This is a genomic window from Actinomycetota bacterium (assembly GCA_035759705.1).
In the GTDB taxonomy this organism is placed as follows: Bacteria; Actinomycetota; CADDZG01; order JAHWKV01; family JAHWKV01; genus JAJCYE01.
In genome coordinates this window covers 1-17,126 of sequence record DASTUJ010000029.1, presented here as the reverse complement: position 1 = coordinate 17,126, position 17,126 = coordinate 1, and the positions used below count along the sequence as shown (strand labels likewise).

General features: G+C 66.8%; 19 protein-coding genes. 15 read left to right on the top strand and 4 right to left on the bottom strand.

Annotated elements, in window-relative coordinates; translation table 11 throughout:
- Positions 1 to 445, bottom strand: a 445-nt coding sequence (locus tag VFV09_01810; protein ID HEU4866440.1) for an ABC transporter ATP-binding protein, incomplete at its 3' end; no start/stop codon positions are given.
- Between the two features lie 314 nt (positions 446 to 759).
- On the opposite strand from VFV09_01810, the gene VFV09_01805 reads away from it, so the two are divergent.
- Genes VFV09_01805 through VFV09_01780 form a run of 6 tightly spaced genes read left to right on the top strand, consistent with a single transcriptional unit; the run spans position 760 to position 5,975 of the window.
- A complete protein-coding gene (locus tag VFV09_01805) occupies positions 760 to 1,833 on the top strand; it encodes an ABC transporter ATP-binding protein (protein HEU4866439.1) in 1,074 nt (357 codons plus the stop codon).
- A 1-nt stretch (position 1,834) separates the two neighbouring features.
- On the top strand, positions 1,835 to 3,013 hold the full coding sequence (locus VFV09_01800) for an ABC transporter permease (GenBank protein ID HEU4866438.1): 1,179 nt from the start codon (positions 1,835 to 1,837) through the stop codon (positions 3,011 to 3,013).
- Positions 3,010 to 4,158 (top strand): ABC transporter permease, encoded by a 1,149-nt coding sequence (locus VFV09_01795; protein HEU4866437.1) that lies wholly within the window; start codon positions 3,010 to 3,012, stop codon positions 4,156 to 4,158. The genes VFV09_01800 and VFV09_01795 overlap by 4 nt, the downstream gene beginning before the upstream one ends.
- A gap of 17 nt (positions 4,159 to 4,175) precedes the next feature.
- Positions 4,176 to 4,862: a hypothetical protein gene (locus VFV09_01790; protein HEU4866436.1), complete on the top strand. Its 687-nt coding sequence runs from the start codon at positions 4,176 to 4,178 to the stop codon at positions 4,860 to 4,862.
- The gene (locus tag VFV09_01785) at positions 4,849 to 5,610 is read left to right on the top strand and encodes a dienelactone hydrolase family protein (protein ID HEU4866435.1); all 762 of its coding nucleotides are present in this window, start codon (positions 4,849 to 4,851) and stop codon (positions 5,608 to 5,610) included. The genes VFV09_01790 and VFV09_01785 overlap by 14 nt, the downstream gene beginning before the upstream one ends.
- Positions 5,610 to 5,975 (top strand): hypothetical protein, encoded by a 366-nt coding sequence (locus tag VFV09_01780; protein ID HEU4866434.1) that lies wholly within the window; start codon positions 5,610 to 5,612, stop codon positions 5,973 to 5,975. Before VFV09_01785 ends, VFV09_01780 begins: the two co-directional genes overlap by 1 nt.
- A 27-nt stretch (positions 5,976 to 6,002) precedes the next feature.
- On the opposite strand, the gene VFV09_01775 is transcribed toward VFV09_01780, so the two are convergent.
- Both VFV09_01775 and VFV09_01770 read right to left on the bottom strand, forming a co-directional pair.
- Positions 6,003 to 6,410, bottom strand: a complete 408-nt coding sequence (locus VFV09_01775; protein HEU4866433.1) for an aromatic ring-opening dioxygenase LigA — start codon at positions 6,408 to 6,410, stop codon at positions 6,003 to 6,005.
- A 105-nt stretch (positions 6,411 to 6,515) separates the two neighbouring features.
- Positions 6,516 to 6,962 carry a hemerythrin domain-containing protein gene (locus VFV09_01770; GenBank protein ID HEU4866432.1) on the bottom strand — a complete coding sequence of 149 codons (447 nt, stop codon included), beginning with the start codon at positions 6,960 to 6,962 and terminating at the stop codon, positions 6,516 to 6,518.
- 352 nt (positions 6,963 to 7,314) lie between these two features.
- Here VFV09_01770 and mbhE point away from each other — a divergent pair, with 352 nt between their 5' ends.
- The 7 genes from mbhE (at position 7,315) to VFV09_01735 (ending at position 15,004) form a co-directional block, all read left to right on the top strand.
- Complete coding sequence (mbhE, locus tag VFV09_01765; protein ID HEU4866431.1) at positions 7,315 to 10,074, top strand: hydrogen gas-evolving membrane-bound hydrogenase subunit E; 2,760 nt, start codon at positions 7,315 to 7,317, stop codon at positions 10,072 to 10,074.
- A 5-nt stretch (positions 10,075 to 10,079) separates the two neighbouring features.
- Complete coding sequence (locus VFV09_01760) at positions 10,080 to 10,475, top strand: NADH-quinone oxidoreductase subunit K (GenBank protein HEU4866430.1); 396 nt, start codon at positions 10,080 to 10,082, stop codon at positions 10,473 to 10,475.
- Positions 10,472 to 11,968, top strand: a complete 1,497-nt coding sequence (locus VFV09_01755; protein HEU4866429.1) for a Na+/H+ antiporter subunit D — start codon at positions 10,472 to 10,474, stop codon at positions 11,966 to 11,968. The genes VFV09_01760 and VFV09_01755 overlap by 4 nt, the downstream gene beginning before the upstream one ends.
- Before the next feature lie 14 nt (positions 11,969 to 11,982).
- Positions 11,983 to 12,483 (top strand): Na+/H+ antiporter subunit E, encoded by a 501-nt coding sequence (locus VFV09_01750; GenBank protein ID HEU4866428.1) that lies wholly within the window; start codon positions 11,983 to 11,985, stop codon positions 12,481 to 12,483.
- Positions 12,480 to 12,731 carry a monovalent cation/H+ antiporter complex subunit F gene (locus VFV09_01745; protein HEU4866427.1) on the top strand — a complete coding sequence of 84 codons (252 nt, stop codon included), beginning with the start codon at positions 12,480 to 12,482 and terminating at the stop codon, positions 12,729 to 12,731. The genes VFV09_01750 and VFV09_01745 overlap by 4 nt, the downstream gene beginning before the upstream one ends.
- Entirely contained in the window at positions 12,728 to 13,042 is a 315-nt protein-coding gene (gene mnhG, locus VFV09_01740) for a monovalent cation/H(+) antiporter subunit G (GenBank protein ID HEU4866426.1), read from the top strand. The genes VFV09_01745 and mnhG overlap by 4 nt, the downstream gene beginning before the upstream one ends.
- Positions 13,043 to 13,165: 123 nt before the next feature.
- Positions 13,166 to 15,004: an FAD-dependent oxidoreductase gene (locus VFV09_01735; protein HEU4866425.1), complete on the top strand. Its 1,839-nt coding sequence runs from the start codon at positions 13,166 to 13,168 to the stop codon at positions 15,002 to 15,004.
- Positions 15,005 to 15,014: 10 nt separating this feature from the next.
- Here the strand turns inward: VFV09_01735 and VFV09_01730 are convergent, their stop codons facing one another.
- Entirely contained in the window at positions 15,015 to 16,181 is a 1,167-nt protein-coding gene (locus VFV09_01730; protein ID HEU4866424.1) for an FUSC family protein, read from the bottom strand.
- Between the two features lie 70 nt (positions 16,182 to 16,251).
- On the opposite strand from VFV09_01730, the gene VFV09_01725 reads away from it, so the two are divergent.
- Together VFV09_01725 and VFV09_01720 are read left to right on the top strand one after the other, a co-directional pair.
- Positions 16,252 to 16,905, top strand: coding sequence for a cytidylate kinase family protein (locus VFV09_01725; GenBank protein ID HEU4866423.1), 654 nt, complete (start codon positions 16,252 to 16,254; stop codon positions 16,903 to 16,905).
- A gap of 3 nt (positions 16,906 to 16,908) precedes the next feature.
- Positions 16,909 to 17,126, top strand: a 218-nt coding sequence (locus VFV09_01720) for a beta-glucuronidase (GenBank protein HEU4866422.1), incomplete at its 3' end; no start/stop codon positions are given.

The window sequence follows — 17,126 nt, the reverse complement described above, 5'->3', positions numbered from 1 at the left end:
CCAGGCCGAGCTTCTGCCGGTTGCCGGTTGACAGGGTCCCCACCTCCTGGGCCAGGTCTAGTTGGAGCTCGGCGGCCAGGGAATCGACATAGCTCTGGTCTACTCCGCCGCGCAGGCCGGCGAAAAAGTCGACCACCTGGTGTCCGGTCAGGTCGGAATACAGCGCCAGGTCACCCGGGACGTAGCCGATGCGCCTCCTTATGGCCGGCGAATCCCTGCGCGAGTCCAGTCCGAAGATGCTCGCCGTGCCGGCGGTCGGCCGGATGAGGTCGAGGAGCAGCCGGATGGTCGTGGTCTTTCCTGCGCCGTTGGGACCGAGGAAACCAAATACCTGTCCCGAGCCGACCTCGAGGTTCAGCTCCGCCAGGGCAGGCCGCTTGCCATAGGACTTGGTCAATCCGCTGGTGCGAATGACGGTTCCCGCTCCCACCTGCGGCTCAGGCAATGGCTCCCTGAATGACCTGGCCGGTGACGGGGACTTGTCAACCGGCCGGGCGGCCCGTGGGGGCGCCTTGTACGAGACTGCCTTTCCGACCTTCAACGAACCTTTCATCCGCCCCTCACCCTCCTCGGACTCCCGCGTGCTGACGGACTGAGATTGAGGTTCCGGCCGGAGCGATCCCAGGGTCCAACGGCCCGGTACTTGGGGGTCCATCGGGCCGGTCGGGGCCCGGCCGAAAGGCCTGAAGCGGCCGGGTCTTTCGGCCCTGACCGGTTACCGGCTCAGTTGGAACACTTGTCGTTAAGAAGGAGGTGTCGATGACGTTCCCACCCGCCCATGTTCCGCCCCAGATGGCGCATCATCCCCACCTGGCGCCCGTCTCCGATGAGGAGGAGCGGAACCCCGAAGGCTCGGACACTCCCACCCGGACACCGGAGGACCTGGGAACTCACGTTGCCACCGTGCTGGTCTGCCGGGGACTAGGCAAGTCCTTCGGTGACCACTTTGCCGTCAAGGACGTCAGCTTCACCATCGGCGCGGGTGAGACGTACGGTCTCCTGGGCCCCAATGGGGCCGGCAAGACAACGACAATCAGCATGATCGCCGGACTGCTGGAGCCGGACGCCGGCGAGGTCCTGATCGCCGGGAAGCCGATGACGGCACGCTCGATCGCCACCCGCGACGACGTCGGTTACGTCCCGCAGGAACTGGCGATCTACCCGGAGCTGACCGGCCGGGAGAACCTGACCTTCTTCGCCCACATGTACGGCATGAGGCGTGCTGCTGCGAAGGACCGGGTGGAGGAGATCCTGAAGGTGATCGGCCTCGCCGGCCGGGCGAAGGACCGGGCAAAAGAGTACTCCGGCGGCATGAAGCGGCGCCTGAATATCGGCATCGGGTTGCTTCACCGACCGAAGCTGCTCATCCTCGACGAACCCACGGCCGGCGTCGACCCGCAGAGCCGGAACTCGATTCTCGAGGCGGTCGGAAAGCTTTCCGAAGAGGGCATGGCGGTGCTCTACACCACCCACTACATGGAAGAGGCGGAACGGTTGTGTGACCGGGTGGGAATCATCGACCTCGGTGAGCTGAAGGCGGAGGGGAGCCAGCGGGAGCTGGTGGCCCTGGTCGGCGAGCACGACCGGATCAGGCTCACCGTCGGGGCGCAGGGCGAAGCGGCGGTGGCGGCAGCTAGGGGAATCCCGGGCGTGCTGGGAGCCGGATCTTCCAATGGCGGCGTCGACCTGATCGTCAACGATGCCCAGGTCCTCCTGCCGAAGCTTCTTCAGGCGATCGGCGCTCAGGGTGTCTCGGTAACCGGAGTCGACGTAACCGAGCCCAACCTCGAGGCTGTTTTCCTCCACCTCACCGGCAAAGCCCTGAGGAACTGACGTGGTCCCCGCGCTGCTGGTCATGGGGAAGGACCTGAAACAAAGGCTGCGCGACTCATCGGCTCTCGTGATGGCGTTCGTGCTGCCCGTGGCCCTCGCCATCATCTTCTCCCTGACCCTCGGCAACGTGGAGGAAATCTCCTTCAAGTACGCCTATTTCGATGAGGACAAGGGCGCGCTGGCGGCGGAGTTCCGCAATGGTGTGCTCGGCGGCGCGGCCAAGGAGGGCATCCTCGATCTGGTCGACGCAGACTCGATCGAGCACGCCCGGGAGATGGTCGAGGACGGCGAGGTCCAGGCGGCGATCGTCATGCCGAGCGGCTTTTCGTCCTCCGTCCTCAGCGGACGAACCCCTCAGCTATCGGTGATCGGCGACGCCCAGCAAGGGCTGGCTACCGAGGTTGCCCGATCGATTACCGACGCCTACGCCCAGGAGATCAACGCCTCCCGGCTGGCGCTCGCTGCATCACTCACTCCCGGAGGATCCCAGCCGGACCCGGAAGAGATGGCCGCCCTAGCGCAGCGGGCCGCCCACAGCGCCGACGCGGTCATCCTGTCGAACAGCCGGGCGGACCGGCGCGAGCTCGGGTTCAAGAACTACTTCTCGGCGGGAATTGCAGTCTTCTTCGTCTTTTTCACGGTCCAGTTCGGGGTGGCCAGCATCCTCGAGGAGCGCAAGGAAGCCACACTCGGCCGCTTGTTCGCCATGCCGGTGAGCCGGGGATCGGTGATCGCCGGCAAGCTGCTGGGCGCCTTCGTGCTCGGCCTGTGCAGCATGGCGGTGCTGATGACGGCCACCGCTTTGATCCTGGGTGTCCGCTGGGGAAACCTGCTGGGAGTGGCGATGCTGGTGGTTTCCGGTGTGCTGGCCGCCGTGGCGATCCTGGCCCTGGTCGCCACCCTCGCCAAGACGTCGGAGCAGGCCGGGTCGTGGCAGACCATCATCGCCATCGTCCTCGGCATGTTCGGCGGCAGCTTCTTCTCGCTGGCGCAGGCGGGCGAGGTCTTCGCGACTATCGGCAGGCTCACCCCGCACTCGTGGTTCCTGCGGGGCCTGGCCGATCTTTCCGGGGGAGCGGGGGCCGGAGCGGTCCTGCCTTCGGTGATGGCAATCCTCACCTTTGCGCTGGTCGCCGGGGGTATCGCCGCACTTCGCCACAAAAGGTTGACCGAGCTATGAGAACCCTGACGATGGTCTTGCAGAACCTGCGCATGACCTTCCGGTACCGGCCCAACTGGTTCTTCCTGTTCATCATGCCGATGACCCTGATCTTCGTCATGGGAGCGGCGGCCGGAGGATACGTTCCGAAGATCGCCGTCGTCGGCACCGGGGGAACCCTGGGTGCAGACCTGATCGAAAGGATCGAGCGGTCCGACAGGATCCAGGTCATCTCGAGCGATTCCGAGGACGAGGTTCGATCCGAGGTGGAGCGCGGAAACCTCGCCGGGGGGCTGGTGCTTCCGGACGGCTACGACCGTCGCCTGCGCGCCGGCGAAACCGTGGAGCTGGTCTTCATCGCAAGGCCGGAGCAGATGGCACTCAGGGCCACCGTCGATTCCGCAGTAGCAGGACAGAACGCCGAGGTCCGGGCTGCCCGTTTCGCCAAGCAGGAAACCGGAGCCGGCTTCGACGACGCTCTGGCGCAGGCCTCCCGTCTGGCCCGGCGCGACACGGGCGTCACCGTATCGGTCACCACGGTCGGCGAGGCGGCCAACAAGGCCTCGGCCGGCAGCTTCGACCTGCAGGCAAGCCAGATGTTGATCCTCTTCCTCTTCCTCACCGCCCTGATGGGAGCTACCGAGCTGATCGAGGCCAGGCGGCTGGGACTGGTGCGCAGGATCATGTCGACCCCCACCAGCCCGCGGTCGATCCTTCTGGGCGAGAGCCTCGGACGAATCGCAGTCTCGCTGCTCCAGGTCGTCGTGATCATGGGGGGATCGGCCCTGCTGTTTGGGGTCGACTGGGGCGACCCGGTGGCTGCGGCATTCCTGGTTCTCTCGTTCGTCCTGGTGGCTTCCGGCGCCAGCATGCTCCTTGGGTCCGTGCTCCGCACCGAGCAGCAGGCGATCGCAGTCGGCCTGCTGGTCGGCCTCGGAATGGCCGGCCTCGGAGGAGCGATGGTTCCGTCCGAGCTGTTCTCCGAAACGATGCAGAGGGTGTCCCGGATCACCCCGCACTCCTGGGCGCTGGACGGATTCGCCGAACTTGTCGGACAGGGGGCAGGCATCGGAGGCATCCTCCCCCAGGCCGGCGTGCTGCTGGGGGCGGCGACCGTTCTGCTCCTGCTGGCCTCCTGGCGGCTCCGCCGGGCCGTCACCGCATAACCAGAGAGGAAAACGTCGTGAGCATCGAAGCTGCGCCACATGATCGATCGGGAGCTGTTGCCGGTTTCCTATCCCTGGTCATTGGTGCCGCGGCGGTGGCCTTCGAGCGGGGAGCCGTTGGCCGGGACGCCTCCGCGCAGGAGATGTCGGACTTTCTCGCGGCCAATGGATCGGCTCAGCGGGCGCAGGCCCTGCTCTTCGTTTTGGGTTCAGGAGCCCTCATTTGGTTCCTCGGCGCTTTGCGCACCTTCCTTGCCCGGGCCGAGGGCGGTTCCGGGAACCTGGCCAATGTCGCCTTCGCCGCGGGCGTCGGCTCAACCATCCTCACCCTGACCGCTCTCTGCTTCCAGGCCGGCCTCACCCTTGGATCGGGTCGTGAGGCGCTCCCTGCACTGTTTGCCGTCATGACTGCATTGTTCAACGTCGCCAACCTCCCTCTGGCGGTGATGCTGCTGGCAGTGGCTGTCGTGACGATTCGAACCCGGGCGCTGCCCGCCTGGCTGGCCTGGCTCTCGCTCGCTGCAGCCGCCACCCAGGTCGTGCCGTTGTTCGGACTCGTCGCCCAAAGCGGTCCGCTGGCATTTGACGGCGCTCTGTCGGTCTACCTGCCCTACCCGCTCTACGTGGCCTGGTTGGGATGCACATCCTTCGTTCTTTTCCGCCGCGCCGGCCATCCTGTCCGGAAGCCTGATGCCGGAGATTAAAGTCACCACGCCCCTCGGAGAGATGCCCACGTACGTCGCGGAGCCCTCCACCCCCGGCCCATGGCCGGGGGTGGTGGTGATCCACGACTTCACCGGAATGAGCCACGATCTCAGGAACCAGGCCGATTGGCTGGCGAGCGAGGGGTTCCTGGCCGCGGCTCCCGACCTTTTCTACTGGGGAACCCGGTTGAGCTGCCTCCGAACGATAATGAGCGACCTCGGCAAACGCAGGGGCCGAACCTTTGACGACGTCGAAAGCATTCGAAAGTGGCTTGCTGCGCGGGATGACTGCACCGGAAAGATCGGCGTCATTGGTTTTTGTATGGGAGGAGGGTACGCTCTGGCGCTGGCGCCGGGATACGGATTTTCAGCGTCCAGCGTGAACTACGGCGGCTGCCCCGAGGACCCGCTGGACGCTCTCGCCGGCACCTGTCCTATCGTGGGGAGTTATGGGGGCAAGGACCGCTCACCACTCGGTTACAAAGCCGCCGAGCGGCTCAAGGCGGCCCTAACCACGCTCGGAGTCGATCACGACGTGAAGGTCTACCCCGAAGCCGGCCACGGATTCATGAACGATCATGACCCGGCAGACCTAACGCCCCTTCTCGTGGTCCTGGGTAAGGTCTCCGGAACCCGCTTCAACGAGCCGGCAACCCAGGATGCCCGGCATCGCATCATCGCCTTCTTCAGGCAGCATCTGACGGGTCGGGGCGGGGAGAATCGATTCGACCGATCGGGAGGTGGGTGATGACGCGTAGGACTTACGATGCGGCTCAACTGGCGTTGCACGAGGATAAACCGGGGCAGCGTGTCGGGGCGTCGATTCGCATTCTGGTGTTCTTAGGAGCAGCCCTTCTGCTTTCCTCCTGCGCCGCCGGTCCCAACCCGGGGGTGGGGGACGGCCAGGATCCGGCCGGATTCCTGATCGGCTTGTGGCACGGGCTCATCGTTCCCGTGACCTTCGTGATATCGCTCTTCACCGAGCAGGTGAACGTTTACGAGGTCGCCAACCGCGGCAACTGGTACGACTTCGGCTTCATCGTGGGCCTTATGGCCTCGCTGGGCGGGGGAGGCGGAGCCAGCGCGGGCGGTAGGCGGCGCGCGAGATCGTAGGACACCGCTTGGTCACCTGGACGATTGCTAGCCCAGGCGTCTCTCCACGTCCGACATCCCTAGCCCAATCAACACGAACAGCACGCCCATCCCGGCCGCCATCGCTGCGACACCGAATGCCACCACTGAGGTGAATAGGGATGACTGCAGGAACGAGGACGTGAGGGCGGTCTCCCGCCTGGGGTCTTCGCGGTCAAGCTCTGCGTAGGTCAGCCCTTCGGTGGACTCAAGGGTGTGCTTCTCGATCACCTTCGCCTCGCAGTAGGCGGTGAAGGGTCCTGCAACCGTCCTGCCTGCAAGACACGCGTCGTCGGCGGTGGTGATCTTTTGGTCCTTGAGTGTGGAGCTGACGAGGAACCAGGTGGCGACGCCGCCGAGCACCAGCAGGACCCCCAGGACAATAGAACCTACAGAGGCTATCTTGCGGATTGACATAGGACTCCCCTCCCTGTGGCCAATAAGGATTAGCGTAAACGGCTAGGGCCGGACACCACTACCCCGGCCCGCATCCTGGCGGAAAAGCAGAATCCCCTGGTGCGCTCAGACGTCCCGGCGGGCTTGGGCCAAACGATGCAGTTCCTCCTCGGGAGTTGCATTCTGAATGTGGGCGAACAACTCAGTCTCTTCAAGGCGCACGTGTTCTTTGAGTATGCCGGCCAGCTGCTCCAGGGATCCGGGAGCAATTTCACCGGCGGACAGCTCCACCTGGAGCCGGTGAGTGAGGTGGTGCAGCTCCAGATGTCCTGCCAGAGCCCTCAAAACTGTCGACCGTGCCTCGGTGTCTGCGAAGAATGCCGCAGGGAAGAACAGCTCCTTTTCTTCACGCATGTTGCGCAGGCCCTTACCGAGATAAAAGCTGACGTAGTCGTCTGCGGCAAGGCGCCGGGCACCTTCATCCCCGGTCGCTGCTTCCTGCAGTCGGTTGGCGTGCGCCAAAAAGTGGTGGTGATCATGTGTGAGCGGGATGAGCGCCGCGTGTCGGGTCATCTTTCCTCCTCGGTAACGATTGCCCCACCCTAGTCCACCTGGTCGACGCGGCGCCCTGGAACCCAGATCCAGAACATAGGGGTCGACCGTGCCCCCGCGGGGCCTTCGCTTGTAGGATCAAGGACTTCCCTGGAGCGTCCGCGTCGGCCGGCACCGGCAGGGTGGTTGTGCCGTTGATGTTGTTCCGGGGCGAGGTCTCACAACAGCCGCTAACCTGCGTCTTTCTGACGCTCCACGATCGGAGTTGGATATGCGCACGCTGAGGGTTCGGCATCAGCTGCCGGTCGGCGCGCACATCGAGCTCTGCACTCAGGAGCGGCCCTGATAACCGCAACGCCGGACGGCGTCTGAGGTGTTCGCCTCCCTAACTGCTTTCGCCACGATCGGCGTAGCCCTGGTTGCCTTCGGTGGACGCCTTGGCCGGCGCGCGTTCCTGGTTGCAGCCCTGGTGCCGGCCGCCGTGACAATCTGGTTGGCGTCGCAGCTCGGCCCCATCACCGAGGGCTCGATGGTGCAAGAGCGGGTGGGATGGGTGGACGGGCTCGGCCTGAGCGTCGATCTCCGCCTGGACGGCCTCGCGCTGACGATGTCTTTGATCATCACAATCGTCGGCGTTGCGGTGCTTGGGTACGCAGCCCGGTACTTCGCCCCCGACGCCCGCGATCTCGGCCGGCTCGCCGGGCTGCTGGTGCTTTTCGGCGGTTCGATGCTGGGCCTGGTGCAGTCCGACCACGTCATCGGGCTCTACATGTTCTGGGAGCTCACCTCCATCACGTCGTTCCTGCTGATCGGTAACCGCCACACCGAGTCACGGGCCCGGGCGGCCGCCCTGCACGCACTCCTGGTCACGAGCGCCGGAGGGCTTGCGATGCTCGGCGGGCTTGTGGTCGTCGCTAACGAGGCGGGCACCTACCGGCTGAGTGCGCTCCTCGCAGAGCCGCCCGCCGCCACAACGGCGATGACTGTGGGGATGGCCCTCATTCTCGTGGGCGCCTTCACCAAGTCCGCCCAATACCCGTTCCACGCCTGGCTGCCGGGGGCGATGGCCGCGCCGACACCGGTGAGCGCGTACCTGCACTCGGCGACCATGGTGAAGGCCGGGGTGTACCTGGTCGCCCGGCTGGCACCGGTATTCGCCGCTTTGGACCTGTGGCGGCCTGGTGTCCTCACCGCCGGTTGCTGCACGATGGTCTTCGGGGGCCTTAGGGCCTTGCGCCAGAACGACCTGAAACTGCTTCTTGCGTTCGGGACGGTCAGCCAGCTTGGCCTCCTGATCGTGCTGTTCGGCGCCGGGGTGCCGGCGGCTGCGACGGCAGGATGGGTGCTCCTTGCGGCGCACGCCGCGTTCAAGGCGACCCTGTTCCTGGTCGTCGGGATCATCGACCACCAGACATCCACCCGCGACATCCGGGAGATCCCTCCGCTCGGCGCCGGGTGGCGAGGGGTAGAGATTGCGACGGTCCTGGCGGCCGCTTCGATGGCGGGCGTTCCGCTCGGAGCCGGCTTCATAGCCAAAGAGGCCGCCTACGGTGCGCTCGGCGGAGCCGGGTTTGCGGGGGCGACGGTCGTTCTGGCGGCGGTCGTAGCCGGGTCCATGCTTACCGTGGCCTACTCCATCCGGTTCTACCGGGGGGCGTTCGTCGACCCCCGGCACCGGGCCGACGGCGACGACCTACAGGTTCCGCAGCCTCCGTCGCGGATCTTCGTTGCGCCTGCGGCGGCGCTTGCGGCGGCGGGGATCGTAATGGGCGTCTTCCCCGGGATCGCGGACCCGCTGGCGACGGCCGGGCTCGCGGGCTTCGGCGGCGCCTCCCCGGTCCGGCTCTCGCTCTGGCACGGCTTCAACCTGCCCCTGGCACTGTCGGCTCTCACGCTGGCGGGCGGGGCGGCGATGGCGTGGGGCAATAAATGGATGCAGCCGAAGCTGGCGTTGGGCGGCCGGATCCCCAGCGGCGCCGAGGTGTACCTCAAGTTGCTTCACGGGCTGGGGGTCGTCGCCACGCGGGTGACCGGGTTTGTGCAGAACGGATCCCTGCCGGTGTACGCCGGCGTCATCCTTACTACTGCGGCGGTAGCTTCCGCCGGGTCGATGGCGGTGGGTCGCGGATGGGCCGGCTGGCCGGAGTTCGGCAGCCTGGTCGAGGCGCCCATCGCGATCGCGTTGCTCGTAACCGCCCTAGGAGCGGCGATCATCCGCCGGCGCTTCGCCGCGGCGTTGTTCCTCGGGGCGACCGGCTACGCCATGGCGGGGCTGTTCGTCCTGTCCGGCGCGCCGGACCTCGCCTTGACCCAGGCTGCCGTCGAGACTCTCTCCACGGTGGTGTTCGTGCTGGTGCTGCGGCGCTTGCCGGAGCGCTTCGAGCGCCAATCCTCGTCTCGGCGAAGGATCGGTCGCCTGGCGATTGCGAGCGCCGTAGGCGCGACGGTTTTCGCCTTCGCGCTCCTCGCCGCTGGGCACCGGGTGTCGCCGCCGGTGTCCGAGGAGATGGTTGCGCGTGCTGTACCGGACGGACACGGCAAGAACGTCGTCAACGTCATCCTCGTCGACTTCCGCGGCTTCGACACCCTGGCCGAGATCACCGTCCTGGGCGTGGCGTCGATCGGCGCCGTCGCCCTGGCCCGGGTGGGACGCCGGATTGCCGAGGCGCGCGGGAAGACCCGGACAAAACCGGTCGGGGCTCAACGGCTGGCGTTCGTCGATGTCTCGGTCAGGGTTGTTTTCCATGTGGTGTTGATGACGTCGTTGTGGCTGTTGTTCGCCGGGCACAACCAGCCCGGGGGAGGGTTCGTGGGGGGCCTTCTCGCCGGCTCCGCGATCACCCTTCGCTACATCGCGGGAGGCATCGACGAGGTTCGTGGCCGCTCGCAGTTGCAGCCCTGGACGGTCCTCGGGACGGGATTGCTGCTGGCTTCCGGCGCCGCGACGGTTCCGCTGCTGTTCGGCGGTGACGTGCTGAAGGTGGGCCTCGCCGCGCTCGACATCCCCCTGCTCGGGCCGCTGACCGTGAGCTCCGCGCTGGTGTTCGACTCCGGCGTCTACCTGGCCGTCGTCGGCATGGTCCTGATGGCCTTCGAGGCGTTCGGCGAGGAACCGGCTGAGGTGGTGTCGTGACGGTCATGCTTGCCGCAGTGGCCGCCGGCCTGTTCGGGATCGGGACCTACCTGCTACTCCAGCGCAAGCTGAGCCGCATCATCATCGGCCTGGCCCTGCTGACGCACGGTGCGAACGTGCTGCTGATCACGGCGGGGCGCCGGGGCCAGCCCCCTATCATCGGGACGCAGGACCGTTTGGACTTCGCCGACCCGCTCCCCCAGGCTCTGGCGCTCACCGCAATCGTCATCACCTTCGGCGTCACCACGCTGCTTCTTGCGCTGGCCTACCGCAGCTGGGTGCTCACCCGGGACGACGAAGTCCAGGACGACGTCGGCGACCGAGCGGTGGCGCGCTCCGACGTTGTCCACGACGAGGTCGCCGACCAGGAGCAGGTCATCGCTCGGGAGGAGGCTCCATGACGTGGCTGGTGCCCCTCCCGATCGTGCTACCGCTCGTCGGGGCCGCGCTGTCGATCCTCGCCGGCCGATCCCGGGTGGCCCAGCGGGCCATCGGCATCCTGGTCCTGGGGGCGCTCGTAGCGGCCTCGATCACGCTGCTGATGGAGGTCGATCGGAACGGCACCGTGGTCGCCCACGCCGGCGGTTGGCCCGGACCCATGGGAATCACCCTGGTAGCCGACCGTTTCGCCGCCGTCCTGCTGGTCGTTGCGGAGCTCACGCTTTTTGTGGTGCTTGTCTACGCCATCGGCGAGCCAGGAGCCGAGCGGGGCCACGTCGGATTCCAGTCCGCCTACCTGGTTCTCGCTGCCGGCGTCGCAGGCTCGTTCCTGACAGGGGACCTGTTCAACCTTTTCGTATCTTTCGAGATGATGCTGACTGCCAGCTACGTACTGCTCACACTGGGCGGGCGCGCCGAGCAGGTGAGGTCTGGGATGACCTACATCGTCATCAGCCTCATCGCGTCGTCCCTGTTCGTCACCGCCCTCGCGCTGCTCTACTCCGCCACCGGGACGGTCAACATGGCCCACCTCGCGGTGCGGCTCGGCGACCTGCCGGCGGGGGTTCAGACCTCGTTCGCCGTGTTGTTGATCGTTGTGTTCGGCATCAAGGCGGCGGTCTTCCCGCTGTTCTTCTGGCTCCCCGACAGCTACCCAACCGCGCCGTCGCCCATCACTGCGATCTTCGCCGGGCTGCTGACCAAGGTTGGCGTCTATGCGATAGTCCGGACCCAGCTTCTGCTCTTCAGCGAGGACAGCCGCCCGGCGACGCTGCTGCTTGCCGTTGCCGCCGCCACGATGGTCGTCGGAGTGCTGGGGGCCATCGCACAGGACGACATTCGCCGGATCCTGTCTTTCACGATCGTGAGCCAGATCGGCTACATGGTCATGGGTCTGGGGTTTTTTACGATCGCAGGCGTGGCTGCCGTGGTCTTCTCGATGGTGCACCACATCATCGTCAAGACCGCGCTGTTCCTGGTGAGCGGGCTCGTGGACCACTCCAGCGGCTCCAGCCGGCTGAGTCAGATCGGGGGATTGGTGCGGACGCAGCCGTTCCTGGCCGTGCTCTTCCTCCTGTCGGCGTTAAGCCTCGCCGGTGTCCCGCCGTTCTCCGGGTTCGTCTCGAAGTTTGCGCTAATCGGCGCCGGCATCGCGGGGCGCCACTACTCCGTCGTCGCGGTGAGCCTGGTCGTCAGCCTTCTGACTTTGTTCTCGATGATCCGCATCTGGACCGGTGCCTTCTGGAGCCCTGCGGAGGAGGAATCTGCACCCCGGCGCTCGACCGCCACGCGGCCGGGGGGCGGGCCGGCACTCATGGTCGCTCCGACCGCGGTGCTGGTGGCGTGCAGCATCGCGGTTGCGATCGCCGCCGGCCCGCTCTACCGATTGAGCGAACGTACCGCCCGCGGTCTGCTCGAACCTCAGCAGTACGTCGAGGAGGTGCTTGGCCGGTGAGGATGGCGTGGCGCGTGGCGCTCCTGGTAGTCCTGTGGCTGCTGGCGTGGGGCGAGCTCACGCTCGCCAACATCCTCAGCGGAACCATCGTCGCCGCGGCGTTGCTCGTCGCGTTTCCGGCCCGTCGCCGGGCCGGCAGGCGGCTGCATCCGAGCGTGACCGGGCTCGCCCGCCTGACGGCTTACGTGGCCTGGCAGCTGCTCGTGTCGAACATCGTCATGACGGGTCAGATTCTCCGGAGACGCCCCGGAGCCGCCCCGGGCGTGCTGGCCCACCGGCTTGAGACGCCTTCCGAGGAGGTCGTCACGCTCATGACCAGCATCATTTCACTCAGCCCCGGGACCATGACGGCCGACATCACCGACGACTCCTCGGTGATTTACGTCCACTTCTTCCAGTTGAACGACCGCCGCGCCGCCCACGCCTCTCTCGAGCGACTCGAGCGGTTGGTGATGGACGCGATCGCCCCCACCCTCCCGCAGCCGGAAAGCCCCGTGTCCGAGGAGGCGCCATGATCCAGGCAACCTTTTTCATCCTCGGTGCCGCGGCGGTACTCTTCGCCTACCGCCTGTGTGCCGGACCCTCTCTGGCCGACCGGGTCGCAGCTCTGAGCGGGCTCGTAATCGTCGGCATGGCCGGCATTGCAACCCACGCCACCGACACCCGGGTCGGTGCCTTCCTCCCGACGCTCGTCACCATTGCGCTGGTCGGTCCAATCGGCAACGGCATGGTGGCCCGCTACATCGAAGGGCGGAAAGGGTGATTGGTGAAGCACTCGGTTTGGCCGGGGCCACGCTGATCCTGATCTCGGCCATCGGGGTCGTACGCTTCAGCGACGTCCTGGCGCGCCTGCATGCGCTTGCGAAGGCGTCCACTCTCGGGATCCTGCTGGTGCTCGCCGGCGCAGCGATCAACCTCGACCACTTGAACGACATCACCTCGGTAGTGCTCGCAGGCGTCCTGCACCTCCTGGCCTCCCCGCCGGCCTCTAACATGGTCAGCCGGGCCGCTTATCTCGCAGAAGGCCTCCCTGAGGAGTCCGTCGACGAACACGAGGCTCCGATGGATCTGTAGGCCCTCCGGGCTGGTCGACGATGGCAAACAGGCGATATATGGTTGCCCTGAAAAATTTTCGGGCGGTCCCGCCTCTTGTTGTGGGGCCGGTCTCGGAACACAACTAATCCTCCGGAGGACCTCATGGTTGGTACTTCGACTCAGCACAGCGGCTCCATCGGCAACGTGTCCCAAAAGGGCATCCCGGGCGAGGTGGACGTGGCGATCGTCGGGTCCGGCGGTGCGGGCCTGATGGCGGCGCTCACCGCCGCCAAGGAGGGAGCACGAGTCCTCGTCGTCGAGTCCCGAGAGATCGTCGGCGGCGCCACAGGGATCTCGGCGGGTGCAGCTTGGATCCCCAGCCACGGTTTTTCGACCGAGGACCTGAAGGTGAAAGACGACCTGGACCAGGCCAGGCGGTACATCTACGGCGAGGGCAGGGACAAGGTCCTCGACCACGAGCTGATCGAGAAGTTTCTGGAAACCGGCCCCCACGTCGCCCGGTACATCGAGGAGCACACCGCCTTCGGGTGGATCCCGACGATCTGGCCGGACTACCGCTCCGACATCGACGGCGCATCCGTCGGCCGGGCCCTGTTCCCCGGCCCGTACTCCCCGGAGGGGCTCGGTGAGGCCGCTAAGTACGTGCGGCCGGCGCTGACCACCGGCATGGCCAGAAACCCGCTCCCGTTCTGGTTGCTCGGTGGCATCGGCATCGACAACGTCTGGCTGGCCGGCCCCGCACTGGTCGGGGCCCTGCTCGAGGCTTGCCTGCGCAACGGTGTCGACGTGCGGGTCGAGGCGCCTGCGGTAAGCCTGGTCATTGAGGAGTCCGAGGTGCGGGGGATCGTCGTGCAGGCGGGTGGCGCCGAGCACACGGTGCGAGCCGCCAAGGGGGTTGTTCTGGCCAGCGGAGGGTTCGAGAGCTCCCCTGAGGTCACCGAGACCTACCTCGGCGCTCCCCTGGGCGTGCAGGTTTCTCCCGATGGCCATAACGGGATCGCGGTGCAGCTGGCCAAGGCGGTGGGCGCCGATCTGACCGGCATGGAGGACGCCTGGTGGATGCCCGGGGTGCAGCTTCCCGGGGAGGAGCTGGAGGGCCGCCCGCTCAGCCGTGTGTTCCTGGGCGAACGAGCGCTGCCGCACAGCATCATGGTGAACAGCAAGGGTGAGCGCTTTGCGAACGAGGCCCTCGCTTACGACCAGTTCGGAAAGATCATGCGGGAGGTCGACCCGGAGACGGGCACCATGCCCAACGCCACGGCGTGGCTGATCTTCGACCACAACTACTGGACGAAGTTCGGGATCTTCGGCGTCACGCCGGGCGGAGAGGTGCCCGAATACCTCCACCGCGGCGACACCCTGTCGGAGCTGGCGGCCAAGATCGGGGTCGACGAGGTCGGGCTGCTCCGCACCGTCGACCGGTTCAACGCCGGAGCCGTGCAGGCCAGCGACCCCGACTTCAACCGCGGAGACACTCTGTTCGACCGGTACTTCGGCGCCTACTACCCGCGGCTGGGCAAGTTGTCCCCCGACGAGCACATCCCCGCCGTTACGGCAAAGCTTCGGACGGGCATCGGCGCAGCGATCGGGCCGATCGTGAGCAAGCTCGCGGGACGGGTGGCGAAAAAGAACGATCCCGAACGCTTGCGTTCCATCGTGGTCGGGCCGATGGCGAAGATCATCCGGCCCATGCTGAAGAGCCCGAAGTCGAGCGTCCTGGGGCCGGTCAACACCCCGCCGTACTACGCGCTCAAGGTCGAGGCCAGCGCGCTCGGCACGGTTGGCGGCCCGAGAACCGACGCGCTCGGGCGGGCGCTGAACACCGAAGGCAAGGTCATCCCGGGGCTGTACGCCGCCGGCAACGCAGGCGGGGCGCCGACTAAAGGGTTCTACGGAGGCGCCGGAGGGACGATCTCGCTGGGGCTCGTGTTCGGCTACCTGGCGGGACGGGAGGCAGCCCGGCAGAAGGACGACGCCTGACCAAGGACCGTCATTGGGCTCGGCGAAACGGCAGTTTTACCCGCCGTAACCAACCCAGCGGCCGGCCGGAAGCCGGCGGGACGGCGACCCGGCGTGACTCAATTCCTTCGAGGACGGCAGCGGCCGCCTCTGCCGGTTCGATGCCGGCGAAGATCATCAGGTCGGTTGCAACCATCCGCACGCTCATAACGGCCGCGGCGAAGGCCGGGCCGGGCCTGTCGCCTCCGGCCGAGATCCCGGCGGCTACCGCCAGTCCCCTATCGGCGGCGTGCTGCCGGGTGGTTCGGGCGCCCAGGTCGCCTGCTACGTCCGACAGGGCTTCGGCGAGTGCTCGCACGTGTGGCGCCAGCTCCCGGCGCTCATCCGAGCCCAGCGATGCCGCGGTCCGCGCCAGCATCAGGCAACTGCTGCCGAGCAGGTCGAGGTGGCCGGCGTTCTCCTTCTCCTGCACCACCGGTTCGAGTTGTGACCGCCAGGCCAGGGAACGGCGGGCGACTCGGGTGCTGGCGCGCCGGACCCGGCCGAGCTCGGACAGGTCGTCGCGAAGATCGCGAAAGCTTGCGACGGCTTTCCGCGCCGGTTCGTCGTCGTCCTCCTCCAACGCCTTCGCGGTGGAGGCGAGCCCTTCCGCCATCCTGGACAGTGCCGCACGTTCGGCGCGACGCAGGAACCTAATGGGTTCGGGTGAAAAAAGAAGCTGGCTGAAGACGAGCGCTACCCCGGCTCCGACGAGGGCATCGACAAGCCTCGTAACCCCGGCGGAGGCGTCCACCCGGGCCACGACGATAATCGCGCTCACTGCCGCCTGCGCGACTGTGATCCGGGCACCGCTAAGCGCCCGGGCGAGGACCGTCGCCGCCAGGATAGCGATCGCGAGCGACCCAAAGCCGCCTCCGAGGGTCAGTAGTGTGAGCTCGCCGACGGCGATTCCGGCGATCACGCCCTGCAGCAACCGAAGGGCATTGCGACCGCGCTCACCGAGGGAGGTGTTGAGGGCGACCAAAGCGGCGATCGGAGCGAAGAAGGGCTCCGCGTGGTCCAGGAGGTACCTGGCGATCAGCCAGGCTGCGGTGGCGGCGGCCGTCCCCTGGAGAAGCGGCCACAAATCGGCGCCTACTCGGCGCAGTGATCGCATGACTGCGCTCCGGAGCGACTCTGCTATGGACTTCCGATCCATCGGCTAATCATGACCGCGAATCGGGTATCGTTCCGGACACCAGGGTGGTTCATTTAGGGTGCGGAGGCCCATGAGCTTGGTCCAAGCCGATCGTCGTCCCGTGGTTACATTGGCGGCCCTCTACGGCACGGGCGGGGCAATTGTGGGACAGCGAGTCGCGGACCGGCTCGAAGTTGAGTTCTTCGACCGCGCAATCACGTCGGCGATCGCCGAGCGGACGGGTCTGACCGAGCACGCGGTTGGAGCCGGCGATCGTCCCAAGGGCGGCGTCGACCGGCTCGTTGCGACCCTGGCCCGGGTTAGCGATGCGAGGACTGCCACGGGCCGCCAGGTGGAACGGGTGGGTCTCGAAGAGCAGAGGTTGAGGGGCGAGATCGACTCGTTTATGGTCCGCGCCGGCCGCGCCGGAGGGGTCGTGGTCGGCCGGGGTGGTGCCGTCGTGCTCGCCTCCTTGCCCGGCGTGCTCCACGTCTACCTTGACGGACCTCAGGACGGCCGGGTCGCACAGGTCATGGAGGCCGAGCAGGTCGACCGCCGAACCGCCGAGCGCCTCGTCACCTCGCACGACCGCGCGCGCCGGGAGTACGTCTGGGACTTCTACGGCGTGGACGGGGACGATCCAAGCCTGTATCACCTGAGGCTGGACGCCGTCGCACTCGGCATAGGCGCCTGCGTCGAGCTGATCGTGCTCGCCTCCAGGTACCGAACCGGATCGGAGCGCTGATCGGTGCTCCAACCTAAAGAAACCTCGACCCGTGAGCGGAAGCTTCTCGACGGTCTGTGGCGCTTCACGCTCGACCCGGACGGGGCCGGCCGGGACCAACAATGGTGGAACCGCTCGCTTCCGGGAGCCCGGGAGGTGCCTGTGCCGGCAAGCTACAACGACGTCTTCGCCGACGCCGCCATCCGGGACTACGTCGGGGAGGCCTGGTACCAGACAACAGT

What these genes read in the sequence shown, in the direction of transcription:
- VFV09_01805 (HEU4866439.1), top strand. Translation starts at nt 760, where the DNA reads ATGACGTTCCCACCCGCCCATGTTCCGCCCCAGATGGCGCATCATCCC.
- VFV09_01795 (HEU4866437.1), top strand. Translation starts at nt 3,010, where the DNA reads ATGAGAACCCTGACGATGGTCTTGCAGAACCTGCGCATGACCTTCCGG.
- VFV09_01785 (HEU4866435.1), top strand. Translation starts at nt 4,849, where the DNA reads ATGCCGGAGATTAAAGTCACCACGCCCCTCGGAGAGATGCCCACGTAC.
- VFV09_01780 (HEU4866434.1), top strand. Translation starts at nt 5,610, where the DNA reads ATGACGCGTAGGACTTACGATGCGGCTCAACTGGCGTTGCACGAGGAT.
- VFV09_01775 (HEU4866433.1), bottom strand. Translation starts at nt 6,410, where the DNA reads ATGTCAATCCGCAAGATAGCCTCTGTAGGTTCTATTGTCCTGGGGGTC.
- VFV09_01770 (HEU4866432.1), bottom strand. Translation starts at nt 6,962, where the DNA reads ATGACCCGACACGCGGCGCTCATCCCGCTCACACATGATCACCACCAC.
- VFV09_01760 (HEU4866430.1), top strand. Translation starts at nt 10,080, where the DNA reads ATGCTTGCCGCAGTGGCCGCCGGCCTGTTCGGGATCGGGACCTACCTG.
- VFV09_01755 (HEU4866429.1), top strand. Translation starts at nt 10,472, where the DNA reads ATGACGTGGCTGGTGCCCCTCCCGATCGTGCTACCGCTCGTCGGGGCC.
- VFV09_01745 (HEU4866427.1), top strand. Translation starts at nt 12,480, where the DNA reads ATGATCCAGGCAACCTTTTTCATCCTCGGTGCCGCGGCGGTACTCTTC.
- VFV09_01735 (HEU4866425.1), top strand. Translation starts at nt 13,166, where the DNA reads ATGGTTGGTACTTCGACTCAGCACAGCGGCTCCATCGGCAACGTGTCC.
- VFV09_01730 (HEU4866424.1), bottom strand. Translation starts at nt 16,181, where the DNA reads ATGGATCGGAAGTCCATAGCAGAGTCGCTCCGGAGCGCAGTCATGCGA.
- VFV09_01725 (HEU4866423.1), top strand. Translation starts at nt 16,252, where the DNA reads ATGAGCTTGGTCCAAGCCGATCGTCGTCCCGTGGTTACATTGGCGGCC.